Origin of the sequence: Nonomuraea helvata (assembly GCF_039535785.1) — a bacterium.
In the GTDB taxonomy this organism is placed as follows: Bacteria; Actinomycetota; Actinomycetes; order Streptosporangiales; family Streptosporangiaceae; genus Nonomuraea; species Nonomuraea helvata.
Map to the genome: position 1 here is coordinate 143,267 of NZ_BAAAXV010000001.1, position 24,468 is coordinate 167,734.

A 24,468-nucleotide genomic window follows, 5' to 3' on the forward strand; every position below is an offset into this window, starting at 1 on the left:
GCTTGTGCGACCGGCGGAGCTACGACAGGTCGTTCAGGCGCCGTAACGGCCGGGAGAGAGCAGGCCGTCCGGGTCGAGAGCGGTCTTGAGCCGGTGCAGCATGCCGAGACCGGCGGTGCTGGTCTCCGACCACACGTCGGCCGCGGCGTGGTCGATGTCGGAGCGGTAGATGGCGCATCCGTTCCCGCGCAGCAGGCAGTTGCCGTCGTTGCGGAGCTGGTGGGCGCGGTAGGGGGCGTCCGGCGCGTTCCGGTCGAAGAAGATCTGGATGACGCCGTTGGCCATGTGCTTGCTGACGAGGTTCCACTCGACCATGAGGGCGGTGCTGTGCGCGTCCACGGCCGTCTGGAGCGCGGCCATGAGGTGGTCGGTCCGCCTCGCGTGCATGGGCATGAGCGGCAGCAGCGCCAGGAAGCCCATGTCGCCGTCGTCGATCCGGTCGCAGGAGGTGACGCCGAGCGCGTTGCGCACGCCCTGGCAGGTGGGGATGCCCTGCGCCATGAGCGCCCTCGGGTAGAGCGGGTCGTCGGGGGCCACCTCGGCCGCGTCCACCACGCGCAGCGCCTCGGCGCCCTCGACCTCGATGAGCGCCTTGCGGAGCAGCTCCTCGGCCAGCTCCACGGTGGCGTCGCTGCCCATGAGCGGCCCCATGATGGTGAACAGACTCGGGTCGACCCCCTGGGGCAGCGTCCAGTCGCCGTGGGTGGGCGTGAGCGACAGCTCGCGCACGCGCATGAGCCCGTCGGCGGGGTTGCCGCGGCGCAGGAAGCCGGTCATCGCGCCGACCGCCGTCCCGACCTGGTCGCGCTGGAAGCGGCCGTGCACGAAGGCGATGGTCTGCGGGCGCGGCACCAGGGCGACGGCCATGGCGGTGACGATGCCCAGGTTGTGCTGGACGAACGCGGGCGTCAGGTCGGGCCCGGCGACTCGGCCGTGGTAGCGCCCGGCCGGGTCGAGCCCGCCGGTGGTGACCACGCTGCCGTCGGCGAGCACGGCCTCGATCCCGGCCGTGTCGTGGACACGCGAGCGGATGCAGCCGTCGCCGCGGTCGAGCGCGTTGCCGACGACGGAGGTGTCGGCGCAGGAGGCGGTGACGTTCAGCATCCACGGCGTGTCACGCAGCACCTCGGCGAGCTGCGCCTGGGTGACTCCCGGCTCGATGACCGCGTAGCCGGCCTCGAGGTCCAGGCTGCGGATGCGGTTCATGCCGCTCAGGTCGACGACCACGTTGTCGTCGGTGACCGGCATGGCCGAGCCCATGCCCCAGTTCCTGCCGGTGCTGATCGGGTAGAGGCGGCGCCCGGACGCCGTGGCCTGCCGTACGAGCGCGCGTACCTCGTCGAGGTTGCGCGGCGTCTCGATGCCCGCAACGGCCCGCGGGTGGTGCCCCCCGACGTCGTGCGACCTCAGCTCCAGTCGCTCTAATTCCTGCATGACTCTCCTCTTTCGGCTCACGCGGTGTGCTGGAGCAGGTCGTCGATGGAACCGATGGCCTGGTTGGACATCTCCCTGATGCCGAGCAGCCGCTGCTCGACGAACTCGTCGGGCTCAGCTATGGCGTCGGGGATGTCGAGGGTTCCGCGCGGCGCCGCCTGCACGGGGACCTCGTGCAGGCCGTAGGGGTGCCGTCGGGCTCTGGCAGTGTCGGTGTCTCGGGTGTCACGCCTGGTTCTGGCGGGCAGGTGCGGGGGGGTTCGCATGGCGGGGGTTTCTCCTACCGGACTCGGACGGGGTTTCCGGGTGACCGCTCGCCGTTGAGCGGATCTGGTTCAGCGCGCGCCCTCCGTGTGGTCGAGGTGCTCGACCAGTGGAGTGACGGCCGCGGGGGTGGCCCGCGGCACGCCGTGGTTGATGACGCTCGCGGCGATGCGGCGCTCCGCCAGCCCCATGTGGGGACGGCCGGCGGGGCCACCGGAGCTCGGCCGGGCGCCGGCCGAGCCACGGATCATGGAGCTGGCATGCACCCATCGGCGCGACTCTGCCAGCACGTCCCGCTGCGCGCGGGACAGGTCTGAGTGCCGGGCGTACTGCTCGCACACCGCCCGCGCCAGCACCCGTGCCATGACGAGGTGCTCCTCGCAGGCGGCCGCGACCTTCGCCTCCAGGCCGATGACCTGGGCGAGGAGCAGCTGCAGGTGGGGCAGGCCCGAGCTGCGCTCGAACCCGTCGAGCTCGGTCAGCCGCTCGGGCCAGCGCAGCCGCCGCTCGATCGAGGCGCACACGGCCGCCACGACCTGCGTGGCGGGCTGGTCCGGGGCCTGGCCGTCGAGCTGCACGGCCCGCTGTGCGGTCGCTTCGAAGTCGGTCAGCCTGCGCAGGCCGCTCTGGAGCAGGCGTACGCGGTTGTGCAGGCATGCGGCGCTCCATCCGAGGACCAGCAGGCGGTCCGCATCGGCCTCGCAGTGCCAGCCGACCAGGGCCACCTCACGGGCCATGCGGTGGTGGAGCACCCAGGACTCCTGCGCGCCCACCGGCACCGGAGTGTCGATCCACACCTGCAGGCCGCCCGGGGGCACCTCGTCGACGCCGACGTCCATGCCGTCGGGCGCCACCCTGGCGCAGATCCGCTGGACCACCCGCTGCTGGGCGGCTGTCTCCGGCGCCAGGGGCACCGGGCCCGGCAGCACTCGCTCTGGGGCCACTCTCGCCCTCGGCTCGATGCTCATCTGGGGCCACCTCCTGACCCGCGGCCTTCGGCGGGCCTACGTAAATTGACACTTAATAGTGCCGTCCCGATAGTCGTCACAGGGCGGTTTTCTGTCAACTGGTACTTAACCAAGACGGCATGGGTCGCCGGGCGGCCACGGGGAAGGCCTGGTGGACCAGCGACTTCCCGCCGATGAATACCGAGTTACGGAGCGTCGATCATCTAGAGTCCCGTTAACGCGGCAAGATGGGGAGGAACGAGACCGTGCCAATGGCAAGATCCATGGTCGTGGCCCTGTCGGTGGCCGCGACGACGCCCACGTGGCCGGGCGTGGCGCGGACCGAGGCCGGTTACTGCCGGCTACCGGATCACTCCGCCACGAGTGGGGCTAACCCGATCGATACTGCTTCGTCACTCGGCTGGATTCACCCCTTCCCGCCGCCCGGCGAGCGGGAGCCGACAGAGTCCGAACGGCTCGACTTCGCGGGCTTCCCCAACGTGTCGGCACTCGACGTCGTGGGGCGCGACGGCATGCTCCGCCAGAAAGTGATCACGACCTTCACCACGAACGTGGACGAGGTCGTCACCCTCACCAACGCGGCGGCGCTCTCCGACGACGGCGGCCTGACGTTCGGCCCCGCAGGCCGGACGCCGCTGCGCGAGGCGCCCGTCGAACTGCTCGACGGCCGCTTCTTCGCCACCGAGTACTACCTGCGGCGGACCGGCCCGCACACGGCCCGGCTGGGCGTGCTCACCTCCAGGTCGCCGGACGACCAGGAGAGCTGGGTGCGCTCGGAGTCGACGCTGTTCACGCCCGGCGACCTGCTGCCCGGCGGGGCCGCGCACGGGGTGCCGATCCAGCTCGCCGACGGCACGATCCTGATCACGGTGTACGCCCGCTACGGCGACACGGGGACGTACCAGGCCGAGCTGTACGCCAGCCGGGACGGCGCGCGCACCTTCGAGCGGCGCGGCGTGATCGCGGGACCTTCGGACGGGTTCGTCTACAACGAGGCGGCCGTCGAGCAGACGATGGACGGCAGCCTGCTGGCGGTGCTGCGCCGCGACGGCGGCCCGTACTCCACGCTGCACCAGAGCCGCTCCACGGACGACGGCCGCACCTGGTCACCGGCCGCCGAGCTGCGCTTCAGCGGGCAGGACTGCGTGGTGCGTGGCGTGGCCCCGCGGCTGCTGCTCACCCCCGGCGGCGTCCTGGTGCTCAGCGCCGGGCGCCCGGACAACTGGCTGGCCGTCTCCCCCGACGGGCTCGGCGACGAATGGCTCTGGCCGCAGGTGACGTACCACAACCGCGACGGGATCTGGGACAAGCACGGCTCGTCCGGCTACACCGGGATCGCGGCGCTGGGCCCGCACACCCTGATCCAGGTGTTCGACAACTGCAAGCTGCCCGGGGCACGCCCTGAGGGGCCGCTGAACGAGACGGCCTGCCCGGCGCACGGGCGGTTCGAGAACGGCGGCTGGTACGCGATCAAGCGCCGGCTGTTCACGATCGCGGGGCCCGGCACAGGCCTGCTGGACCTGGCCGCCATGCGCCGGCGCGGGACGCTCGGCGTCGAGACCACCATGCGCTGGACCGGCCACCCCGGGTCGCGCCCCAGCGCGGCCTTCGACGGCGGCACCGGCTACTGGTCGAGTGCCGTCGCCCCCGGCCGCGGCCGGTACGTGCTGCACCTGGACCGGGAGTACCGGCTCACCCGCATCGGCCTCAGCCTGCGTCCGGGACACGCGGCCGGCGCCCGCGTGTACGTCTCCAGGGACGGCCGCTCATGGGGCCGCCCGGTCGTCACGATCATCGACAGGACGGACTACGCGCTCCGGTACTCGGAGATCGCCGCGACCGGCCGCCACGTCAAGATCGTCACCGACCCGACCTCCGACTGCGAGCCGGAGATCGGCCGGACGTGCAGCATGCTCAACGAGGTCGAGCTCTACTCATGACCTGTGGGGGTCATCGGCGACACGGGCGTCTCCGTGCCGGGGGACGATGACGGCCCCGGGCTGCCGCCCTCGGCCTGCCGCAGCGCGGCCAGGTGTTTCTCCAGTGTCGGCACCGCGGACCTGGCCAGCGCCACCACCGCCGGCGACGAGCCGCTGGCGATCTCCGTCTGGGTGGCGGAGATCGCCTGCGTGTGCGCGTTGGTCATGATGGCGAGGAACTCCTGGTCGAAGCTCTGACGCGGGGCGTCCTTCAGCCGCACTATGTCGGCACGCTGATCGGCGGTCGGGGACTCGGGCAGCTTGATGCCGAGCTGCGTGGCCGCCTTGGTGACCTTGGTGTCGAACTCGGTGTGGTCTCTGACGATCAGCTTGCCGACCGCCCTGATCTGCTTCGTGCCGCCCTTGGTCACGCCGAGCTGCCCCATCTGCATCTCGGCCAGATTGCCCTCGTGGATCCCCCGCATCCAGGCCCTGTCCTGCTCGGACGGCTGCGAGTCGGTTCGCGGCGCCAGGCCCGCGGTGTCCGTCGGCGTGCCGGCGCACCCTCCGAGGGCGGCGACGGCCACGGCTGCCAGCAACAGAGTGCGCATGAGCTTTTCCTATGACATAGCGATACGTTCCACTCACAGAGCGTAGTCGCCACCCTGGCGGAGTCTCGGCATTCCGGGTTTCCGGGCGCGTCAGGCGTCCATGAAGCTCAGCACCAGCGTGGTGTGCCGTTTGCGGATGACCGTCCCACCGGCCGCCGTCCGGGAGCGGCCCGGATACGCCGCCACGCGGAGATCGCCCATGTCCGGGCGGCCGGCCTCGGCCCACGCCTGGACGTGCCCGGCCAGCTCGGCCGCCAGCTCGGCCCCACCGGGCCCGTGACCCTGGGCCACCACCCCGTCACCGGTGGCCGCCCGGCCGCGGGCCACGTGCGAGCCCTCGGCGGCGAGCAGCGCGATGCCGTCGCCTTCGACGAGGCCGACGCTCATGCCGTAGCCACGGCCCAGCTTCCCGCTGAGTGCGCACCACCGGGGTTCGTGCAACGCCAGCCAGAGCGAGAAGCCCGGGACGTGGGCCGCTCCCACCTCAGGCACGGCGATCTCGGCCGGCGCCGCGTCCAGCGCGGCCGGCACGTCGCCGATCTCGCGCCGCTCGGGCAGCGCCAGCATCAGGCCGGGGTCGCGGCGCAGCACCACGACCTCCTCCGGGCCGGTGAACGGCCCGCGCATCCGCATGAACCCGCAGGGCGCGACCGACCGGCCCGCCCAGTGGTCGCCGGAGCGCTCGAAGGCGACGGACGCCTGCACGCCGCGCAGGTCGAGCGGCGCCACCAGCCGCCCGCCGGCGCCCAGTTGCTCCAGCCAGGCCGGGGCCAGGTCCCACACGCCGACCGTGGCGATCAGGCGGTCGTACGGGGCCGACGCGGCATGCCCCTGGGCGCCGTCGGCGCAGACCGCCTCCACCTGCGACATCCCGGCGGCGGCCAGGTTCAGCCGGGCCTGGGCGACGACGTCGGCGTCGATGTCCACGCTCACCACGTGCCCGTGCGGCCCCACGAGGTGGGCGAGCAGCGCCGCGTTGTAGCCGGTGCCCGTGCCGATCTCGAGGACCCGCTGCCCCGGCTCGACGCCGAGCTGGTCGAGCATCGTGGCCATGATCGCGGGCTGGGAGGACGAGCTGATCGGCAGGCCCGCGTCGTCGCGCTTGGTGACGATGGGCTCGTCGCGGTAGGCGTCCTCGGGGGCGACGCCGGGCAGGAAGAGGTGACGCGGCACCGCCAGCAGCGCGGCGGCCACGCGCCCGCTGATCTCCTGGCGCTCCCGCAGCCGGTCCACCAGGGCCTGCCGCTGCTCCGCGAAGTCCATGGCCCTCATTGTCCACGCGGCTCGCGAGGAATTCTTGGTAAAGAAGAGGTCAAGAAGGGTTGAGCGCAGGTTCGGGGGGAAGGGCAGGCAATTCCTGAACGTCGACTCAGAGGAGGAGCCGTAGTGCTCACCCTTACAGCCAACGCAGCCCAGGCGATCCGCGATCTGACCGCGGCCGCGCCCGAGCCTTCCCAGAGCGGGATTCGCATCTCGTCTCAGGGGGAGGGCGCGAGCGCGCTCACCCTGACGCTGGCCACCGCGCCGGAGCCGGCGGACGAGGTGGTCGAGACCGAGGGGGCGCGGGTCTACCTCGACCCGGTGGCCGCCAGTGTGCTGGACGACAAGTCTCTTGACGCCGGAGCCGATGACCAGGGGAGCGTGTCGTTCCTGGTCAAGGAGCAGTCGGCTTGAGCCGGGCGCCCGCCGTGCCGGCGCGCGGCACGGCGGGCGTACCCGTCAGTCCTCGCCGAGCAGCTTGTGCAGGTAACGCAGCTGCTCCTCGGACTGGTACCCGCCGCCGCCCTCGTGGCCGTTCCACGGCCACACGGTGATCTCCTTCGGGCCCCGCCAGTGGTTGTACGCGGCGAACACCGTGGACGGCGGGCAGATGTCGTCCATCAGCGCCACGGAGTAGAGCGCGGGCACCTGGCCGCGCGCGGCGAAGTTGACGCCGTCGAAGTACGACAGCGTGCGGAACACCTGGTCGGCGCTGTCCCTCCGGGTGGACAGGAACCGGACCAGCTCCTGGTACGGGTCCCTCCCGGTGATCTCGACGGCCCGGCGGAAGTGGGTCAGGAACGGCACGTCGATGAGCGCCGCCTTGACCGACGGGTGCAGCGCGGCCGTCGCCTGGGCGATGCCGCCGCCCTGGCTGCCGCCGGACACGACGACGCGGCTCGCGTCGACCGATGGATGCTCGAGCGCGGCGTCCACCGCCCTGACGGCGTCGGTGAAGACCCGCCGGTAGTAGTAGTCGTCCGGGTCGAGGACGCCCCGGGTCATCATGCCCGGCGCCTGCGGCGTGGCGCCGCCGTGCGGGTCGCCCGTGGTGCCGGGGGCGCCGGGGTTCACGCCGCCGTGGCCGCGCGTCTCCATCACGAACACCGCGTACCCCGCGGCCGGCCAGAACAGGTGATCCTTCGGGAACCCGCGCCCGCCGCTGTAGCCGATGTAGTGCATCACGCACGGCACCGGACCCTCGACGCCACGCGGCACCAGGAACCACCCGTTGATCCGATGCCCGCCCCAGCCCGCGAAGGAGACGTCGAACACGTCCACGGAGGCGAAGGGCAGGTCGTGCGGGACGTACTCCGCGCCCAGGTCGAACTCCCTGGCCTCGCTCAAGGTGCGTGACCAGAACGCGTCGAAGTCGGCGGGCTCGTCGCGATCGGGCAGGTAGCCGCGGAGTTGCTCAAGCGGCATGTCGAACAGTGGCACGGAATCTCCAGCCTGTAGAGGGATGCTGATACTTCACCACATCACGCACGGAAAGCGCTATCCCAGGCCATGAGCCCGGCGCTGAAAGCGTCAGGGCGGGGTAAAGAGATCATGTGAGCATCTACGTCATCGAGGTCCCCGACTCCCACCTCCGTCCCGGCCTGTGGTTCGAGCTCCCCGCGGGCACCGACGATTTCCTGGTGCAGTTCAGTGCCGACACCGAGTCCCGCGCCCAGCTGCTGCTCGACGACACGGGCCGGCCGGTGCTCAGGATGGGCGGTTACATGACGGCCACCGGCGCGGTCGTCGACGAGGCCGTGTGGACCGTGAGCGAGACCATCCGCGACGGCGACCGCGTCCGCCTGCGCATTGGCCACGCACTTTAGGAGCCGAGTCCACTAACGTCCCCCTATGAGGTATTTCGCCAGGCTGGCCGGGCGGGCGGTCGCGGGTGCCGGAGTGCTGGCGCTCTCGCCGGTCCTGGGGCTGGCCGCGCTGGCGGGGATGGCGATGGTGGGCGCGGAGCCGACGGCGTTCGCGGTGACGGGGCTGGCGGTGTTCGCGTCCGTCTTCTTCCTGGGGCTGCTGCTGTGCGTGCCGAGGCCGAGGGCGGCGTGGGGGCGGTGGCTGCGGGCCGCGCTGATCCTCGGTGTGGAGGCGGCGGTGGTCTGGCACGTGAGCGTGGCCACGCTGCGCCCGCCTGCGGCCCCTGCTCCCCTGGCGCCCGTGGCCGGGCAGCGGGAGTGGCGGCTGCCGACCGGCTCGGAGCTGGCGTACGTACGGCTCGCGCCGAAGCGCGTCACCCGGCCGGACCCCGTGGTGTTCCTGCACGGCGGGCCCGGGGTGGCGGACCTGGCGGCGTCCGCGGCGTTCTTCCGGAAGCTGACGGCGGACGGCTACCAGGTCTACGTCTACGACCAGCTCGGCGCCGGGCGCTCGGCGCGGCTGCCGGACCCGCGCGGGTACGGCCTGACCCGCGACGTCGCGGACCTCGAGGCCATCCGCGAGGCCGTGGGCGCCAGCCGCCTGAACCTGATCGCCCAGGACTACGGCACCCGGCTCGCGGCCGCCTACGTCACCGCCCACCCGGACCGCGTGGCCAAGGCGGTCCTCGCCTCGCCCGTGTGGGAGGACCAGGGGCGGCAGCCGGGCGGCCCGGTCGAGAAGGCGGCGGTGGTCGGCCGGGACGGCACGCCCGACCCGCGCCTGCTCGCCGTCTCCACGCTGCTGCGGGTGGAGCCGCCGGCGGCGCACGCGTTCGCGGGCGACCGGGAGCTGGACGGCTACCTCGACCTCGTCCGCCGGGGCGCCGCGCATCCGTGCCCCGCCGCCCCGACGGCCGGCTCCGGAGGCTACGTCGGTCTGACCGCGCCGTCCGCGCCCGGCGCGCCGCGGCCGAGCATGACCGAGGTGACGGCGCCCGTGCTGATCGTCAAGGCGGCCTGCGACGAGCAGAGCTGGGCCGCGGCCACGGAGTTCCGGCGGGCGCTGCCCTCGGCGACGTTCGCCTACCTCGGCGGCGGCACGTACCGGAGCGAGGCCTACCTCGGGCTCCTGCGCGCGTTCCTGACCGGCCGCCAGGTTCGCGCGTACGAGGGCGATGCCCCTCCCCCGGACTACCGCGGCCCCCGCTGACCGGCGGGAACGGTCAGCGGGACTCGGGGCCGCGGTCGGAGCAGGCGCCGGCCTTGGCGCCCGCGACCTTCCACTCCGCCCCGGGGAACGGGCTCATGAAGTGGGTCAGCAGGTCCACCGCGTAGCCCGGCACCTGGCCCCCGGGGTCCAGCAGCGACACCATCTGGGGCCCGTCCGCACCGCGCAGCGTGATGGAGTTGGCCTCTCCCCCGGCGGCGAAGCCGGGCTTGGCGTCCACTGTCACGCACGCCAGGCTGACCCCCGCCGCCTTGATCTCCTGCTTGGCCCCGATCCGCCGCATCCGCTGGTCGTAGCGGCGCAGCGCGAGCGTGCCGGTGGGCGCCAGCCGTACCGAGTCGTGGAAGACGTCGGTGCCGACGTCCCTGCTCAGCCGGACGTCCAGGGACACCTCGGGCCGCAGGTCCACGCCCTTGGCGGCGACCTTCGCCTGGCCGTAGTTCCCCTCGAAGCCGGGCGCGACGTACCCCAGGGCTGGGGGCGCCTTCAGGCCGAACGGGACCTTGCCGGGCCGGATGCGGAGCCACGACACGCGCTGCAGGTCCAGCGACAGGTCCTTGACCGAACTCGGCCCGAGCCCGAACGTGCCCCCGACGTTGTAGGTGAGGAAGCCCGTCGTGTACGGGACCTCCTTGTTCACAGTGATCCGCTGCGGCGCGACCGCGTCGACGCGGAGCCCCGCGTGCAGCGTGATGCGGCCCGTGGGGGCGGGACGCGAGACCAGGTCGAGCGACTGGTCGGGGTTGAGCCGGACGGTGGTGTCGGCGGCCAGGTCCTGCACCGAGAACGACACGTCCCCGAGCCGCCCCTGCGGGTCCACGAGGCCGCCCTCGACGCCGAGGTGGCCGTCGAGGGTGCTGACGTTCGACTTGTACGTGAGCGCCGGCACGCTCAGCCCGGCGGCCGAGGCGTCGGCGTCCACCCCGAACACGGCGGGCACGTCCGAGAACCGCAGCTCCCCGGTGCCCTTGCCGGCCAGGGTGACCTCGGCCTCGAGACGCTTGACGGCCGCGGAGTTGTTGACGCGGATGCGGGTCTTGGCGCCGTACGTGCCCTGGACGGACACCGACGCGGGCACGGGGTCGATCGCCACGTGGCCGCGCAGGTCCCCCGCCTCGGCCCGCACGTCGAGCGCGCCGAGCGTGGCGGGCGGCTCGATGCGGTACGCGGCCTGCACGACGTTGCCCTGGGCCGGTTGGCTGGCGACGCCGAACGGCCCCACCGACATGCTGGTGATCGTGGCGGGCAGCCCGGTCAGGGTGGCCCTGGCCTTGACCGGCACGGGCGACAGAACACTGCTGGCCAGGTAGACGCCGAGGCTCTTGCGCCGCGGGCTGAAACCGGAGAACGCGAACGTTTTGCCCGTCATGTCCACCGTCACCTGGTCGGGCAGCCCGGTCACGTCCAGGTAGCCCTGCAGGCCGAAGCAGCCGCGATCCGGCGTGCAGAACGGGCCCTGCGCGCAGCCCGGCGATCCGGCCGCGCAGCCGCCGTCCACCAGGGACACCCCGCCGGGCACGGCGGGGGCGGCACGCATGTGGTCGAGCGCCGCCGCCTTGCCGAGCCAGGCGCGGGCGCGCACGTCCAGCCGGGAGCCGGCGTAGGTGAGCTTGCCGCCCTCGGAGGTGACGGCCAGGCGGCCGGGCACGGGCCCGAGCGTGCCGATCAGGCCGTAACGCGTGTCGCCCTGCGTGACGTCGGTGTCCACGGCGAGCGTCTGCTTGGCCGAGCGGAAGTCGGCGGCGAAGCCCTGCGCCGCCGGACTGAACGCGACCTCTTTGAGCCCCTTCACCAGCACACTGGCGTCGAGGTCGCCGGTGGCCTGGCTGTAGTGCGCGGAAAGGTGCGGCCCCGTGGGCGACTTGGCGCCGTCGTGGTTGGTGAAGGCCAGCTCCGCCGATCCGACCGGGCCGGACAGGCCGCGGAAGCGGTACGAGGCCGCGTCCCACGAGGCGTCGAAGCGGGCCGGCACGCCGCTCACCTCGGCGGCGGCCCTGACGTAGCGGTCGCCGAGCTTGGCCCTGGCCAGGGCGGAGACCTTGCCGACCGGGTGGTCCGCGGTCCAGGTGAGCGTCCTGGCGTTCGTGTCGGCGACCAGCTCGACGTTCTCGCGCACGCCTTGGACGGCCGCCTCCAGGTCCTCCCCGGAGGGTGACGTCACGTACGCCTTACTCGCGTAGAACCGGACCTCATCGATCTTGGAGGGCGTCGCCACCTTCACGGTCGAGCGCTCGCCCAGCTCCCATGACGCCTTGACGTCGTCATGCACTCCCATGACGGTGCCGTCGATCGTCGGGCCTGACGTCCGGTCGGCGTAGGCGGCACGGAGCTTCCTGATCACGCCGCTGGCCTGGTAGACGGCCTTCCTGCGGGCGGGGTCGAGGGTGACGTCCACGGTGGAGGGCGTGTTGGAGATCTCCAGGCGGGCCAGCTGGACGCCGTCGATGCTGGCCGCGCCCAGGAACGACCGCCCGCTGGAGCCCACCTCCAGGCGGGCGTGCGGCACGTCCCCGTACGTGATGTCGAACCCGGACAGCTTCGACAGCAGCCCGGACACCCCCAGCGCGGAACCCTTCTTGATCATCGTGACGTGGCCGCCGCGCGGGCTGGAGATGGCGCCCTCGTTGCGCTGCAGCACCACGGCGAACCTGCCGATGGGCGAGCTGGTCGTGTGCGTGACGCGGTGCTCGGCCAGGTCGTTGACCAGGCGCACCCTGGCCGGCAGGTGGCTCAGCTCGGCCTTCACCACGGTCTTGTCCGCGGCGCGGTCGTAGTAGAGCAGCGTGCCGGCCCCGGCCCGGCCCTTGCGGGAGTCGACGGTCAGGGTCTGCTTGCCGTCCGCGGTGCCGTACTCGGCGGTCAGGGACGGCGGCACCCTCGTGAGCTCGGCGCTCAGCACCCTGGCGAGCTTGCCGTCGCGGTACGAGTAGCTGTGCACCTGAGCGCGGGCGATCGAGGACGGGCCGGTGAAGCGGATCCGGCCGCCCGTCAGCCGCACCTCGGCGCGTGAGGGCATCCGGTCGAGCACCGCCTCGGTGAACTGGCGACCGGTCACCGCCAGCGCCTCCAGCTTGGCGGGGCCGGAGGCGTCGACGTCCAGGGACGGCGGGTCGAGCGCCGCGGTCACGGCGAGCTTCTCGGTGGCGGGCGTCTGCCGCAGGCTCACCGCGCTGCGACCGGTCAGCCCCGCGATCACCGTCGCGGACCTCCCCGGCTCGCTGCGCTTGAGGCTGACCTTGACCTGCTTGCCCTCCAGATCCACGGTGAAGTTGCCCCAGTCGAAAGCCGACAGCGACGAGCCGCGCCGAAGGCCGTCGAACCCGACCGACACCTTGCCGTCGTACTCCGCCCAGACCTGCGCCTTGAGGCTGCTCCGCGACAGCCGCTTGACGGCGAAGCCCAGCCCGACGGACCCCTCGGTCGGGTCCGCGGTGGGCAGCAGGTCGGCGGCCAGGTCGGGCCTGCCGTCGCCGGTGACGTCGGCGGCCACCGGCGTGGCGACGGGCTGCGAGATCGTGCAGGAGACCGGCACTTCCTCGCTCTCGACGCAGAGCCGGTACGTCAGCCCCGGCAGGGCCTTCCCCAGTCCGTCGAACGCCTTGAGCACGGACGCGAGCGGCTTGATCAGCGACAGCGTCTCGGCGTGCGAGGTGTCGGGCAGCACGTTGCGCACGGCGGGCGCCTGTCTGCCGAGGCCCCGCTTCTCCTGGATGGAGGCGGCCTCGTCGGTGATCTCGTCGATCAGTTGCGGCCCGGCAGGCGTGGTGACCTCGGGCTCCGTCGGCCCCACCCGCCCGTCCCCAGCGGGCCGGAGCGCCAGCGAGGGCCGCGATGGAACGCTGACCGCGGCGGCCGGCGGCTCCTGCACGGCAGGCACGGGCTGGATCCCTGTCAGGGGCTGAGGCCGGGTCTGAGCCTGGGCGCTCGGTGGCACGGCCACCAGGATCGTGGCGGTTGCGGTGGACCCTGCGATGAACACGGAAGCGAGCACGCGCAGGAGGGCGTGCGGCATGAAACGTTCTCCCCCGGACCGGTGTAATTCATCCCATCAGAAACATAGGTCACGATGCGACCACATCCCCTCACTGGTAGTCAAACCTGCCTCGACATGGGGCCCCAATTTTCAGGACTTATGCGGATGCGGTGGACTCTCCACTTAGGGGAGACACGAAGGTGGGGGCATGGCGCACTACTCGATCGGCGAGCTGGCCCGGCGCACCGGGCTGACCGTCAAGACCATCCGGTTCTACTCCGATCAGGGGATCGTGCCGCCTGCCGACCGCAGCCCCGCCGGCTACCGCCGCTACGACGCCGACGCCGTCGCACGCCTGGAGCTCGTACGGACACTGCGCGACCTCGGGCTCGACCTGCCCACGATCCGGCGGGTCGTGGACCGGGAGTCCTCGCTCCCCGAGGTCGCCGCGGCGCACGCCGAGGCGCTGGTCGTGCAGATCCGCACGCTCCACCTGCGGCGCGCGGTGCTCGCGGCGGTGGCCAGGCGCGGCTCCAGCCCCGAGGAAATGGATCTCATGCACAGACTGGCCCGACTCTCCGAGGGCGAGCGCCGCCGCCTCGTCGCCGACTTCCTGGACGCCGCCTTCGACGGCCTGGACTCCGTCCCGGGGTTCGCCGGGGTCATGCGCTCGATGACGCCCGAACTGCCCGACGACCCGTCGCCGGAGCAGCTGGAGGCGTGGGTGGAGCTGGCGGAGCTGACGCAGGACCCGGACTTCCGCGCGGGCATCCGCCGCACGGCCGAACACTACGCCACCGAACACCACACGACCCCGCCACGGCCTGACGCCGCCGCGCTGGCCCGCGACCACGCCCGCCCCGCCCTGGCGGCGGGCGTCGACCCGGCCTCGCCCGAGGCCGATCCGGTGGTGGCGGCGGTCGCGACCCGGTACGCGCGCGAGCGCGGGGTGCCCGACTCCCCCGAGCTCCGGCGACGGCTGCTGGCCTGGCTGGAGAGCGCGAACGACCCGCGCAGGGAGCGCTACCTCGAGCTGCTGGCGGTGGTCAACGGCTGGCCCGCCCCCGAGAGCCTGACCCCCGCCCTCGACTGGTTCACCGCCGCCCTGAGCACCCGGCTCCCGAGCGCGTGCTGAGCGGTCGGAATCGTAAGGCGGCTTGCGGAATTTTTGTAAGACGCCTTACGATCTCCGGATGATCGACCCCGAACGCCCCCCGTACGACGAGCTGGAGTCCCGCTACGGCGCCCCGCTGGGTGTCGAGGACGCCCGCGCTCAATGGGGCACCCTCGTGCGCGGCGCCACGAGCGGCCACACCACCCTCATCACCCGCGAGCGCTGGGAGTGGGCCGCGCTGGTCCCGCTCTCGGAGGTGTCGGGGATGCTGAGCGGCCTGCCCGTGGTGTCGCTGTCGACGGCCCGCGGCAAGCTCGGAGAGCTCGTACGGCAGGTCGCCCAGCCGTACGACGAGACGCCCGTGCTGCTGTCACGCCACCGCACCCCGGTCGCCGCCCTCGTCGCCGCCCGCCGGCTGCTCGAAAGGCCGGCTCCGCGACGCCGCGCGGACCCCGACGAGCTCCTGCGCACCGGCCACACGATCACCCTGGCCCTCGATCCCTGGGACCGGATCATCGCCACCGCCCGCGACGGGGACGGCAACGAGATCGCCACCGGCTCGGCCGGCAGCGCGGCCGGGGCGCTCAGGTCGCTCGATTTTCAGGGCCCGGCCGGTTGGACCACCGCGTCGGGTCCCGGGTAGACGAGCTCCTCGTGCCCGTCGTCGAACCGGACGAAGAACGGCGGCGCCCCGTTCTCGCCCCGGACCTCGATGATCTGGCCCTTCCTGTCTCCCTGGCCGACGATGTGACCGTGGACGATCAGGGTGTCACCGACGCTCGCGTGCATGATGGGTTCCTCTCGGTTGGACTGCGGCAACGTTGAGGTTCCTTCCCACCTTGCACCAGGGAGGCCGCCCGGGAAAGACATGCCTTTCTCACATATGCCCTAGCGTTGCCTCCATGCGTGCCTTCGTCATCACAGGCCCGGGACATGCGGAGGTCCAGGAGGTCGAGCCGCCCGCACCGCTGGAGGGCGAGGTGGTGGTCGAGGTCGAGCGGGCCGGGGTGTGCGGCACGGACATGGAGTTCTACCGAGATGCGGGCCAGTGCTCCCGTCTTTGAGCGGGGGGTGAAGGCCCGAGCGGGAAGGCTCCTTGGGGCGTGAGTGTGCCCTGACCCGCACTCATGAGATCAGCGTGACCACGCGTTGGTCTTTTCTTATATCTGAGGTCGGTCCTGGGACTGGATGTCGTTGCGGATGGTGGCCGGGTTCGCGCCGCCGGTGGAGCCGGCGTAGTAGGAGCGGGACCAGAAGTGGCCTTTCCACAGGTATGTGCGGATGTGGGCGCTGTACTCCTGGCGCAGATAGCGGGCGGAGACCCCCTTTGATGCTGGTGACCAGGGTGGACAGGGCGGCCTTGGGCGGGTAGTGCACGAGGAGGTGGACGTGGTCGTCCTCGCCGTTGAACTCGGCCTCACAATCGAATGTTCGCAGTGTTTCAGCATGGGGTCAGTGAAGACGTTCCGCCGATATTTCGCGACGAACACCAAATGTGCGGTGAGCGTTCTGAACGCAATGCCGTCCCATCCGTATTTCCGCGTTGAATTCCCGTCGCGGCGACATACACCAACGATAAAGTGAGGTTTTGTGGAGCTGGAGAAACGTTCGCGTGCTCATGTGGCGCGCCTGGACCTGGACGCGCGGCAGAGTGCCGTGCTGGACGGGCAGGCCCACAACGCGCGCGCGTTGTGGAACCTGCTTCATGAGTACTTCACCTTCCGCCAGGGACGGTTCGCCTCGCTCAAGGACTGCGACGAATCGATCAGGGCCGCCCGCAAAGAGATCGGCTGGTTGAAAGACCTGCCCGCCCAGGCCGCGCAGGCGGTACTCAAGGCCTACCGGCAGGCGTGGAAGAACTTCTTCAACCCCGACCATCCGGCCAGGCGGCCCACGTTCAAGAGTCGGTTCCGCTCTCGGATGGCCGTGGACGTCCCCCAGGCGCGTGACCTGAACATCACCCGGATCAACCGGCGGTGGGGCGCGGTCACCATCCCCAAACTCGGCCGGGTCCGCTTCCGGTGGACCAAGGACCTGCCCGGCGTCACCCGGGGCGGTCCGGACCGGAAGATCACCGGGGCGCGGTTGGTGAAGGAGGCCAATGGGTGGCACATCGTGTTCCGCACCCAGACCAGCGAACCGTTGCCCGCCCCGCACGCGGGACCGGCAACCGCGATCGACCGGGGAATCGCCGTGCCGTTGGCCCTGGCCACCGGGGAGAAAGTCCGCCACCGCAAGGACTGGCTGACAGACGGGGAACAACAACGCCTGCTCCGCCTGGAACGCAAAGCCGCCCGCCAGAAACGAGCAGCCACACCCGGCCAGATCGCCCGCCTGCGCGCAAAAGCCAAGCGCCGGGCCATCGACTGGCAGCACCAGACCACCGCCCAGCTCACCGACCGGTTCTCCCTCATCGTGCTCGAAGACCTCAAAGTCAAGAACATGATGGCCTCCGCCTCCGGCACCCTCGCCGCGCCGGGCAAGAACGTCGCCCAAAAACGGGGCCTGAACCGCGCCATCGCCAGCCAGGCGTGGGGGCGTACCGCCGAGTTTCTCACCTACAAGGCCACCGCGAAGGGCGGGAAGGTCGTCGTCATCCCGGCACCGGGCACCAGCCAAGAATGCCACGCCTGCCACACGATCACCAAGGGCTCCCGCCAGAGCCAGTCCCGGTTCGTGTGCAAGAACACAGCCTGCGGGTGGATCGGCAACGCCGACGTCAACGCCGCCCGCACCCAGATGTACCGGTACACCTCAGCCGCCGGACAGGCGGTCACTGGACGTGGAGGCCCTGCACCACTGGGGCCGGCGAAGCGTCAAGCACCTCATGGCGGGACTACCCACATCGCCCCGTACGGGGCAGCTGCGTAGCGGTCATGAGAATCCTCCCCATCCATAGGAGGAGCACGTCAATCGGGCGCGATGACGTACCCGTACCTGCTGCACACAGGAGAGGCGCGTTATCCGTACGGATCGGCCACGAATAGGCAGGGAAGGTGCGCGAGATCGGCGAGGGCGTGGACCCCGCCTGCCCCGGTAGCGTCGGCCGGTGTGAAGACGGTCCTCTTCGACGCGATGGGCGTCCTGTACAGGTACGGGAACGTGCAGGGGCGGGTGCTGATCCCGTACCTGCGGGCGCAGGGGTGCGGTGCTCCGGAGGAGGAGATCCGCGCGGCGTACCGGGCGGCGACGCTGGGGCACCTGACCACGGACGAGTTCTGGTCGGCGCTCGGGCTGACGGCCCGCGACGAGCACTACTGCCGGGAGCACGCGCTCACGGAGGGCACGCGCGAGGCGCTCGACGCGCTGGCGCACGACGGGCTGGAGCCGGCGTGCCTGAGCAACGACACGGCCGCCTGGTCCGCGATCCTGCGCCGCCGCTTCGGCCTGGACGGGCGCATCCGGCGCTGGTTCATCAGCTCGGACCTCGGGGCCCGCAAACCCGACCCGGCCGCCTATCGGGCGGTGCTCGACGCGCTGGGGCTGCCCGCGGAGGAGGTGCTGTTCGTCGACGACCGCCCCGTGAACCTGGCGCCGGCGCGTGCGCTGGGCATGCGTACGATCCTCTACCGCAGCGACGACACCGGACCCGAGCCCGGGCCGAGCGTCGGGACCATGCCGGAGCTGGTCGCCGCCGTCCGCGCTATGGCCGGTCCAGGGCGGCCAGGTCGTCCGGGGTGAGCTCGATGGCGGCCGCGTCCAGGTTCTCCTCCAGGTGGGCAAGCGAGCCCGTGCCCGGTGTGGGCAGGACGACCGGCGAATGGTGCAGCAGCCACGCCAGCGCCACCTGGCCGGCGGTGGCCCCGTGCCGCCGCGCCACCTCCGGCAGGTCGGCCCGGGCCAGCGCCCCGTTGCCCAAGGGGAACCAGGGCAGGAACGCCAGCCCTCGCTCCTCGCACGCCCGCAGCACCGGCGCGGACTCGCGATCCAGCAGGTTGAAGCGGTTCTGCACCGAGGCGATCTCGGTGATCTCCAGCGCCCGCTCCAGCTCCTCCAGGGTGACCGTGTCGAGCCCGATGTGCCGGATCTTGCCCTCCTGACGCAGCTCGGCCAGCGTGCCGAGCTGGTCGGCCAGCGGCACGTCGGGGTCGATCCGGTGGAGCTGGTAGAGGTCGATGGTCTCGGCCTTGAGCCGGCGCAGGCTGGCCTCGCACATGGCCCGCAGCCGCTCGGGCCGCCCGGCGACGTGCCAGACATTGGGCCCGGTACGCACGACGCCGCCCTTGGTCGCCACCACCAGGTCGTCCGGGTACGGGTGCAGCGCCCGCGCCACCAGCTCCTCGGCGATGTCCGGCCCGTAGTTGTCGGCCGTGTCGACGAGCGTGACCCCGCGCTCCACGGCGCGGCGCAGCACGGCGACGGCCTGGTCGGGCTCGAGGCGCGGCCCCCAGTAGCCGGCCCCGGTGAGCATGCCGGTGCCGTACCCGAGCCGCTGGACCCGCAGCTCGCCCGCGATGGTGAAACTCTGACTGGTCAATGCCGGCCTTTCAGTAGCTGTGGCTCGCCGTGACCTCGGCGGAGGCCGAGACCGCCCGTTCGGCCGCGCCGCCGCGCAGTGCGAGCACGATCATGGACAGCGTGTCGACGATGGTGAGGTGGGCGAGGCGGCTGGCGACCGCCTCCATCCCGAAGACGAGGTCCTGCCCGCCGCCGACGAGCACCCACGTGCTCTCCTCGGTCAGCGGCGAGCTGGCGTAGCTGGTGACGGCCACGACCCGCGCCCCGGCGGCGCGGGCGCGGCGGGCGGTCTCGACGGTGGAGCGGGTGGCGCCGCTGTGGCTGATCGCCAGGCAGACGGCCTGGTCCGGCAGCAGCTCGGCGGCCAGGTGCGCGGTGAGCGGGTCGGGCGGCAGGTCCACGGGCAGGCCGAGGGCCCGTAGCCGGTAGGCGGCGTCGGTGGCGGTCGCCCCGGACAGGCCGGTGGCGGCGAGCAGCACCCGGGAGGCCCCGCCGATCGCCTCGGCCACCGCTCTCAGATCGGCGCGTGACAGCGTGGCGCTCAGTCCGCCGAGCGCCTCCCGCGCCGCCCGGACGGTCGCGGCCAGCGGGTCGAGGTCGTCCGGAGGCTCGGCGCCCGTCGGCGCCTCGCGGGCGGCGGCGATCTTCAGCTCCTGGTAGCCGCCGAACCCGAGCCGCCGGCACGAGCGCACGACGGTGGACGCCGACGTGCCCGCGAGCTTCGCCACGTCGTTCACGCTCAGGTGGACGAGCCGGACGCCCTGGTCGAGCACCACCTGCGCGACCCGCGCCTCGGCGTCGTGCAGCCCGGAGAGCCTGGCCCGCACGGTGGCAGCGAGGGAATTCTGTTCCACGGTCGAAGAGTAACAGAGAACAGAATTCCGTATTGTCGGAAAACCTGTCGAGCCGCCGCCTCCGGATGTCTAGCGTTTCGCGGGTGGACATCTTCCTGGAGACCGAGCGGCTGATCCTGCGCCGCTTCACCGAGTCGGACGCCGACGACCTCTTCGCGCTCGACAACGACCCTGAGGTCATGGAGTTCATCAACGGCGGCAAGCCGACGCCGCGCGAGGAGATCGTCGAGGAGACGCTGCCCTGGTTCATCACGCACGACTTCTTCGCCGTCGTCGAGAAGCCGTCGGGAGCCTTCCTCGGCTGGTTCCATCTGCGGCCGCGCAAGGGCGAGCCGGACGACGAGCCGGAGCTGGGCTACCGGCTGCACATGTCCGCCTGGGGCAAGGGGTATGCGACCGAGGGCTCGCTCGCGCTGATCGACAAGGCGTTCCGCGATCGGGGCGCGCGCCGCGTGTACGCCCAGACGATGGCCGTGAACCTGCGGTCCCGGCGGGTCATGGAGAAGTGCGGGCTGACGCACACCCGCACCTTCCACCCGGAATGGGACGACCCGCTGCCCGGCACCGAGGAGGGCGAGGTGGAGTACGAGCTGACGCGCGCCGACTGGGAGACGCGCTGACCCAACCTGGTGCACTGGTCGGACCAGTCGCTAGGGTTCGTCCATGGGATATGACGCACTGTTCCGCCTGGACGGGCGGAAGGCCGTGGTGATCGGGGCCGGCAGCGGGATCGGCAGGGAGGCGGCGCTGGCGCTGGCCGCCCATGGGGCCTCGGTGGTGTGCGCCGACCGCGACCTGCCCTCGGCGGAGGCGACCGCGGCCGCGTGCGGCGGGGCCGCCCGGCTGCTCGACGTGCTCGACGCCGCGGAGGTGCGCAGGGCGGCCGAGGAGGAGCCCGCCGACGTGCTGGTGTTCACGGCCGCCACGAACGTCCGCAAGCGGCTGCTCGACTACTCCGGCGAGGAGTTCGACCGGGTGGTGGGCCTGAACCTGCGGGCCTCCTTCGACGTGGTACGGGCGTTCGGGGCGGGCATGGTCGAGCGGGGGCGCGGCTCGATCATCGGGTTCGCGTCGATCCGCGCGTCCGTGACCGAGCCCGGCCAGAGCGTCTACTCGGCCACCAAGGCGGGCCTCGTGCAGCTGCTGCGCACGGCCGCCGCCGAGTTCGGCCCGCACGGGGTGCGGGTCAACGCCATCGCGCCCGGCGTCGTGGAGACGCCGCTGACCAGGCAGATCAAGGACAACCCCGGCTGGTACGACGCGTACGCCGCCAAGAGCGCGCTCGGCCGGTGGGCGACGGCGGAGGAGATGGCCGGGGCGGTGGTCTACCTGGCGGGTGACGCGGCGAGCTTCGTGACCGGCTCCGTGCTGTACGTGGACGGCGGCTGGACGGCCGTGGACGGCCGCTTCGACCCGCCCAACTGATCCGCACAAGCCATTCGCAGGAGCGATGGAACGAGCACGGCCGAGCCGCCCTGTACGCGGGTTTTGCTCCCGGATGAAGTGGATATTCTCACTGCGCGTTCAGTGCGGTGGGAGGTCTGCTGGTGAGTGTGGTCGAGGACGTGAGGTTCGGCGTTCTTGGACCGCTCCGGGCCGAGGTCGGCGGTCGCGCGGCAGGGCTTGGCGGACCTCGCCAGCGGGCCGTGCTGGCGCTGCTGCTGATCGCGCGGGGCAGGAGCGTCTCGGCAGAGCGGATCATCTCCGAAGTGTGGGAGGGCTCGCGGCCGCCCTCCCTGACGACCCTCCATGGGTACATCGCCGATCTGCGCAGGACGCTGGAGCCGGAAAGAGCGCCCGGCGCTCCGGCCCGGCTGCTGGTGCGCGAGGGGCCCGGATACGCCCTTCGGGCAGGACCCGCCGCGGTTGACGCCGAGCGTTTCACCGATCTGGCCGCTCGTGGCCGGCGCGCGTTGGAGGGCGGTGAACCGCGACGCGCCGCGGACCTGACCGGAAAGGCGCTCGCGCTGTGGCGGGGCCCGGCCTATGCCGACTTCGGCGGAGCCGCCTTCGCGGTGCCCGACGCGACCCGGCTGGAGGATCTGCGGGCCACAGTCCGCGAGGACCGGCTCGCGGCTGTCATCGCATCGGGGCAGCACGCCGCCGCCGTGAGCGAGCTTGAGGCGCTGATCGCCGAGCAGCCGCTGCGGGAGCGTGGCTGGGAGCTGCTGGTCCTCGCCTTGTACCGGTCAGGGCGGCAGGCCGACGCGCTCGCCGCCCTTCGAGCGGTACGCAGAAGGCTGGCCGACGAGCTGGGCATCGACCCGGGACGCGGCCTGCGCGACCTGGAGGCGGCCGTACTCGCCCAGGACCCGCGTCTGGCCCCGGCGCCGACCGAGTCCACCCGTGTGTCGTACCCTCCGGCCGCGGCTCCGGCGCCGTCCTCGGGCAATCTGCCGTTCGCGCTGTCCAGCTTCGTCGGCCGCGGCGGCGACCTCGCGGCCGTCGCATCTCTGCTGGACGGGCACCGGCTCGTCACGCTCACCGGCCCGGGCGGGGTCGGCAAGACCCGCCTGGCCTTGGAGGTCGCGCGCGCCCGTACCGACGCCGACGGGCCCTGGCTCGTGGAGCTGGCAGGGCTGCACGCACCCGAACTGCTCACCGGGACCATGGCCGCCGCCCTGGGACTGCCCACCGCGGCGTCCCCCGATCAGCTGGCCGGGATGATCGCCGACCGTGACATGCTGATCGTCCTGGACAACTGCGAGCATCTGCTGGTCCCCGCCGCCATGCTGGCCCACACGCTGCTGACCCGCTGCGGGACTGTGCGGATGCTGTGCACCAGCCGCGAACCCCTGGGCATCTCGGGGGAAATGGTCTACGAAGTACCGTCCCTGGATGCCGCCACGGAGGCCGCGGACCTGTTCCTGCGCCGTGCGGCGGCCGTCTCTCCCGGCTGGGCGGCCGAGCCGGGCGACAGGGAAAGGATCGCGGCCCTGTGCTCACGGCTCGACGGCATCCCGTTGGCCATCGAACTCGCCGCCGCGCAGAGCCGGGCACTGTCCGTCGCCCAGATAGCCGATGCCGTAGCGGACCGCTTCACCTTGCTGGTGGACGGATCAGCCGGACGGCCGGACCGTCATCGCACGCTGCTGAACACGGTCGCCTGGAGCGATCAATTGCTGCAGCCGGCGGAACGCCGGCTCTTCCACCGGCTCGGCGTGTTCGAAGCCGGCTTCGACCTGGAGGCGGCCGCCGCGGTGGGAGGAGTCGAGCCTGTCCTGGCACCGCTGTTGGCGTTGGTCCGCAAATCGCTGGTCACCGCCGAAACCGGCACGGCGCCGCGCCGCTACCGGATGCTGGAGACCTTGCGCCAGTACGCCTTGGCCTCGCTCTCCACCGACGAGCTGGCCTGGGCGCGGGAACGCCACCGCGCCTGGGCCCTGGGCCGGGCCGAGAACGCCGAACGTCATCTCCGCGGCCCGCAGGGAGCGGCGTTGCTGAACGGGCTGAGCCGCGATCAGGCGGAGTTCCGGGCGGCGTTCGCCTCGTCGCTGGCAGCGGGTCACGGCGAGTACGCGCTACGGCTGAGCGGCGCGCTGTTCTGGTTCTGGTTCCGCATGGGTCATGTCGCGGAGGGTCTGGCCTGGCTGTCCGAGGCGTTCGCGGCGGCCCCGCAAGCCGGTGCGGAGGTCCGGGCTCGTGCCCGGTTCGCGGTCGCGGGACTGCACTACCTGGCCGGACAGCCGCCACAGGCGTACCAGGCGGCCCGTTCGGCGATGGAGGAGGCCCGCCAGGCAGGTGACCCGGTGACGGAGGCGGTCGCCACCGCGTACGCCGCCTACCTGGGGCTGCTGACCGGGGCGGCGCTCGACGCCGGGGCTCTCGCCCGCGAGGCCGTCGAGCTGGCCCGGCGCAGCGCCCTTGACTGGCTGGAAGCGGAAACGCTCATGATCCAGGGCATGGTCCTGCGGGTGCTGGGGGATCTGCCGGGCGCCGACAGGGTCTTCCAGGAGGCCATCGGCGCCGCTCGCGCCAGTGGCCACGACTGGGCAGCGGACGGGGCGGCCTGGTGCGACATGAAGACGGCCTCGGACCGCGGGGACGGCGCTCGGGCACTGGCCATCGCGGCGGACATCCTGGCCACGATGGACCGTTACGGAGACATCTCGTTCTGGCTGGTGACGGTGCACAGCGCGGCCCGCGCCCTCGCGCTGACCGGGCAGGCCGAGCACGCGGCCGTGCTCATGGGGGCCGTGGAGGCCATCGGCAAGCGAGCCGGCGTCTCCCCGGAGTTGATGGACCCGTTGGACGGGCCTCGCGAGGCCGCCGCCGTACGCGGGGCACTTCCGCCTGAGGAGTACGAACGTCATGCGGCCCGCGGGCGCGCTATGTCCCGGCGGGATGCGAGTGCCCTGCTCACCTCGTTGATCGCTGGACGATGATCCCCTGATCGAGACGCTGGTCGGGACGCTGGGAAGCCTTGGAAGTCGCTGGGAAAGCCCGTTCCCACCGACTTCGAAGCAGGCCGGCCCACTCTCGTTGTCATGAACGCGGCGCCGCCTGGTCCGGGCGGCCGG

At 72.1% G+C, this 24,468-nt stretch carries 22 protein-coding genes and 1 pseudogene; 12 read left to right on the forward strand and 11 right to left on the reverse strand.

All coding sequences use genetic code 11. The annotated features are described in order from the left end of the window. Positions 1–33: 33 nt before the first annotated feature. The 3 genes from ABD830_RS00590 to ABD830_RS00600 form a co-directional block, all read right to left on the reverse strand. Positions 34–1,434, reverse strand: a complete 1,401-nt coding sequence (locus ABD830_RS00590) for an FAD-binding oxidoreductase (protein WP_344984209.1) — start codon at positions 1,432–1,434, stop codon at positions 34–36. Between the two features lie 17 nt (positions 1,435–1,451). Then, entirely contained in the window at positions 1,452–1,700 is a 249-nt protein-coding gene (locus tag ABD830_RS00595) for a hypothetical protein (RefSeq protein WP_344984210.1), read from the reverse strand. Between the two features lie 69 nt (positions 1,701–1,769). After that, positions 1,770–2,666: a hypothetical protein gene (locus tag ABD830_RS00600; RefSeq protein WP_344984211.1), complete on the reverse strand. Its 897-nt coding sequence runs from the start codon at positions 2,664–2,666 to the stop codon at positions 1,770–1,772. A gap of 251 nt (positions 2,667–2,917) precedes the next feature. Between ABD830_RS00600 and ABD830_RS00605 the strand changes: the two genes are divergently transcribed. Further along, complete coding sequence (locus ABD830_RS00605) at positions 2,918–4,606, forward strand: exo-alpha-sialidase (RefSeq protein ID WP_344984212.1); 1,689 nt, start codon at positions 2,918–2,920, stop codon at positions 4,604–4,606. Here the strand turns inward: ABD830_RS00605 and ABD830_RS00610 are convergent. Together ABD830_RS00610 and fxlM are read right to left on the reverse strand one after the other, a co-directional pair. Continuing rightward, on the reverse strand, positions 4,597–5,196 hold the full coding sequence (locus ABD830_RS00610; RefSeq protein WP_344984213.1) for a DUF4142 domain-containing protein: 600 nt from the start codon (positions 5,194–5,196) through the stop codon (positions 4,597–4,599). The genes ABD830_RS00605 and ABD830_RS00610 overlap by 10 nt on opposite strands. Positions 5,197–5,286: 90 nt before the next feature. Then, positions 5,287–6,459, reverse strand: a complete 1,173-nt coding sequence (gene fxlM / locus ABD830_RS00615; RefSeq protein WP_344984214.1) for a methyltransferase, FxLD system — start codon at positions 6,457–6,459, stop codon at positions 5,287–5,289. Positions 6,460–6,582: 123 nt separating this feature from the next. Here fxlM and ABD830_RS00620 point away from each other — a divergent pair, with 123 nt between their 5' ends. Next, positions 6,583–6,870, forward strand: coding sequence for a HesB/IscA family protein (locus ABD830_RS00620; protein ID WP_344984215.1), 288 nt, complete (start codon positions 6,583–6,585; stop codon positions 6,868–6,870). A 45-nt stretch (positions 6,871–6,915) separates the two neighbouring features. Here the strand turns inward: ABD830_RS00620 and ABD830_RS00625 are convergent, their stop codons facing one another. Then, positions 6,916–7,896 carry an acetylxylan esterase gene (locus ABD830_RS00625; protein WP_344984216.1) on the reverse strand — a complete coding sequence of 327 codons (981 nt, stop codon included), beginning with the start codon at positions 7,894–7,896 and terminating at the stop codon, positions 6,916–6,918. A gap of 113 nt (positions 7,897–8,009) precedes the next feature. On the opposite strand from ABD830_RS00625, the gene ABD830_RS00630 reads away from it, so the two are divergent. Further along, on the forward strand, positions 8,010–8,282 hold the full coding sequence (locus ABD830_RS00630) for a hypothetical protein (RefSeq protein WP_344984217.1): 273 nt from the start codon (positions 8,010–8,012) through the stop codon (positions 8,280–8,282). A 25-nt stretch (positions 8,283–8,307) separates the two neighbouring features. Next, positions 8,308–9,531, forward strand: a complete 1,224-nt coding sequence (locus tag ABD830_RS00635; protein WP_344984218.1) for an alpha/beta fold hydrolase — start codon at positions 8,308–8,310, stop codon at positions 9,529–9,531. A 13-nt stretch (positions 9,532–9,544) separates the two neighbouring features. Here ABD830_RS00635 and ABD830_RS00640 read toward each other — a convergent pair whose 3' ends face one another. After that, positions 9,545–13,561 carry a hypothetical protein gene (locus ABD830_RS00640; protein ID WP_344984219.1) on the reverse strand — a complete coding sequence of 1,339 codons (4,017 nt, stop codon included), beginning with the start codon at positions 13,559–13,561 and terminating at the stop codon, positions 9,545–9,547. A 169-nt stretch (positions 13,562–13,730) separates the two neighbouring features. Between ABD830_RS00640 and ABD830_RS00645 the strand changes: the two genes are divergently transcribed. Together ABD830_RS00645 and ABD830_RS00650 are read left to right on the forward strand one after the other, a co-directional pair. After that, entirely contained in the window at positions 13,731–14,657 is a 927-nt protein-coding gene (locus ABD830_RS00645; RefSeq protein ID WP_344984220.1) for a MerR family transcriptional regulator, read from the forward strand. A 58-nt stretch (positions 14,658–14,715) separates the two neighbouring features. Continuing rightward, on the forward strand, positions 14,716–15,279 hold the full coding sequence (locus tag ABD830_RS00650; RefSeq protein WP_344984221.1) for a type II toxin-antitoxin system prevent-host-death family antitoxin: 564 nt from the start codon (positions 14,716–14,718) through the stop codon (positions 15,277–15,279). Here the strand turns inward: ABD830_RS00650 and ABD830_RS00655 are convergent. Continuing rightward, positions 15,237–15,425, reverse strand: a complete 189-nt coding sequence (locus ABD830_RS00655; RefSeq protein ID WP_344984222.1) for a DUF1918 domain-containing protein — start codon at positions 15,423–15,425, stop codon at positions 15,237–15,239. The genes ABD830_RS00650 and ABD830_RS00655 overlap by 43 nt on opposite strands. A gap of 113 nt (positions 15,426–15,538) precedes the next feature. Here ABD830_RS00655 and ABD830_RS00660 point away from each other — a divergent pair, with 113 nt between their 5' ends. Then, positions 15,539–15,700 carry an alcohol dehydrogenase catalytic domain-containing protein gene (locus ABD830_RS00660; RefSeq protein ID WP_344984223.1) on the forward strand — a complete coding sequence of 54 codons (162 nt, stop codon included), beginning with the start codon at positions 15,539–15,541 and terminating at the stop codon, positions 15,698–15,700. Positions 15,701–15,796: 96 nt separating this feature from the next. Here ABD830_RS00660 and tnpA read toward each other — a convergent pair. Next, a pseudogene (gene tnpA / locus ABD830_RS00665) lies at positions 15,797–16,202 on the reverse strand (IS200/IS605 family transposase). A gap of 24 nt (positions 16,203–16,226) precedes the next feature. On the opposite strand from tnpA, the gene ABD830_RS00670 reads away from it, so the two are divergent. Both ABD830_RS00670 and ABD830_RS00675 read left to right on the forward strand, forming a co-directional pair. Then, entirely contained in the window at positions 16,227–17,507 is a 1,281-nt protein-coding gene (locus tag ABD830_RS00670) for an RNA-guided endonuclease InsQ/TnpB family protein (protein ID WP_344984224.1), read from the forward strand. Between the two features lie 180 nt (positions 17,508–17,687). Then, positions 17,688–18,317, forward strand: coding sequence for an HAD family hydrolase (locus ABD830_RS00675; RefSeq protein WP_344984225.1), 630 nt, complete (start codon positions 17,688–17,690; stop codon positions 18,315–18,317). Here ABD830_RS00675 and ABD830_RS00680 read toward each other — a convergent pair. Next, positions 18,280–19,113, reverse strand: a complete 834-nt coding sequence (locus tag ABD830_RS00680; RefSeq protein WP_378520855.1) for an aldo/keto reductase — start codon at positions 19,111–19,113, stop codon at positions 18,280–18,282. The genes ABD830_RS00675 and ABD830_RS00680 overlap by 38 nt on opposite strands. A gap of 10 nt (positions 19,114–19,123) precedes the next feature. After that, complete coding sequence (locus ABD830_RS00685; RefSeq protein WP_344984226.1) at positions 19,124–19,948, reverse strand: MurR/RpiR family transcriptional regulator; 825 nt, start codon at positions 19,946–19,948, stop codon at positions 19,124–19,126. 83 nt (positions 19,949–20,031) lie between these two features. Here ABD830_RS00685 and ABD830_RS00690 point away from each other — a divergent pair, with 83 nt between their 5' ends. The 3 genes from ABD830_RS00690 to ABD830_RS00700 all read left to right on the forward strand — a co-directional run bounded on the left by ABD830_RS00690 (position 20,032) and on the right by ABD830_RS00700 (position 24,333). After that, on the forward strand, positions 20,032–20,568 hold the full coding sequence (locus ABD830_RS00690; RefSeq protein ID WP_344984227.1) for a GNAT family N-acetyltransferase: 537 nt from the start codon (positions 20,032–20,034) through the stop codon (positions 20,566–20,568). A 43-nt stretch (positions 20,569–20,611) separates the two neighbouring features. Further along, positions 20,612–21,373, forward strand: a complete 762-nt coding sequence (locus ABD830_RS00695) for an SDR family NAD(P)-dependent oxidoreductase (protein WP_344984228.1) — start codon at positions 20,612–20,614, stop codon at positions 21,371–21,373. 122 nt (positions 21,374–21,495) lie between these two features. After that, positions 21,496–24,333: an AfsR/SARP family transcriptional regulator gene (locus tag ABD830_RS00700; protein ID WP_344984229.1), complete on the forward strand. Its 2,838-nt coding sequence runs from the start codon at positions 21,496–21,498 to the stop codon at positions 24,331–24,333. Positions 24,334–24,468: the final 135 nt, after the last annotated feature.

What these genes read in the sequence shown, in the direction of transcription:
- ABD830_RS00590 (WP_344984209.1), bottom strand. Translation starts at nt 1,434, where the DNA reads ATGCAGGAATTAGAGCGACTGGAGCTGAGGTCGCACGACGTCGGGGGG.
- ABD830_RS00595 (WP_344984210.1), bottom strand. Translation starts at nt 1,700, where the DNA reads ATGCGAACCCCCCCGCACCTGCCCGCCAGAACCAGGCGTGACACCCGA.
- ABD830_RS00600 (WP_344984211.1), bottom strand. Translation starts at nt 2,666, where the DNA reads ATGAGCATCGAGCCGAGGGCGAGAGTGGCCCCAGAGCGAGTGCTGCCG.
- ABD830_RS00605 (WP_344984212.1), top strand. Translation starts at nt 2,918, where the DNA reads ATGGCAAGATCCATGGTCGTGGCCCTGTCGGTGGCCGCGACGACGCCC.
- ABD830_RS00610 (WP_344984213.1), bottom strand. Translation starts at nt 5,196, where the DNA reads ATGCGCACTCTGTTGCTGGCAGCCGTGGCCGTCGCCGCCCTCGGAGGG.
- fxlM (WP_344984214.1), bottom strand. Translation starts at nt 6,459, where the DNA reads ATGGACTTCGCGGAGCAGCGGCAGGCCCTGGTGGACCGGCTGCGGGAG.
- ABD830_RS00635 (WP_344984218.1), top strand. Translation starts at nt 8,308, where the DNA reads ATGAGGTATTTCGCCAGGCTGGCCGGGCGGGCGGTCGCGGGTGCCGGA.
- ABD830_RS00640 (WP_344984219.1), bottom strand. Translation starts at nt 13,561, where the DNA reads ATGCCGCACGCCCTCCTGCGCGTGCTCGCTTCCGTGTTCATCGCAGGG.
- ABD830_RS00645 (WP_344984220.1), top strand. Translation starts at nt 13,731, where the DNA reads ATGGCGCACTACTCGATCGGCGAGCTGGCCCGGCGCACCGGGCTGACC.
- ABD830_RS00650 (WP_344984221.1), top strand. Translation starts at nt 14,716, where the DNA reads ATGATCGACCCCGAACGCCCCCCGTACGACGAGCTGGAGTCCCGCTAC.
- ABD830_RS00655 (WP_344984222.1), bottom strand. Translation starts at nt 15,425, where the DNA reads ATGCACGCGAGCGTCGGTGACACCCTGATCGTCCACGGTCACATCGTC.
- ABD830_RS00660 (WP_344984223.1), top strand. Translation starts at nt 15,539, where the DNA reads ATGCGTGCCTTCGTCATCACAGGCCCGGGACATGCGGAGGTCCAGGAG.
- ABD830_RS00695 (WP_344984228.1), top strand. Translation starts at nt 20,612, where the DNA reads ATGGGATATGACGCACTGTTCCGCCTGGACGGGCGGAAGGCCGTGGTG.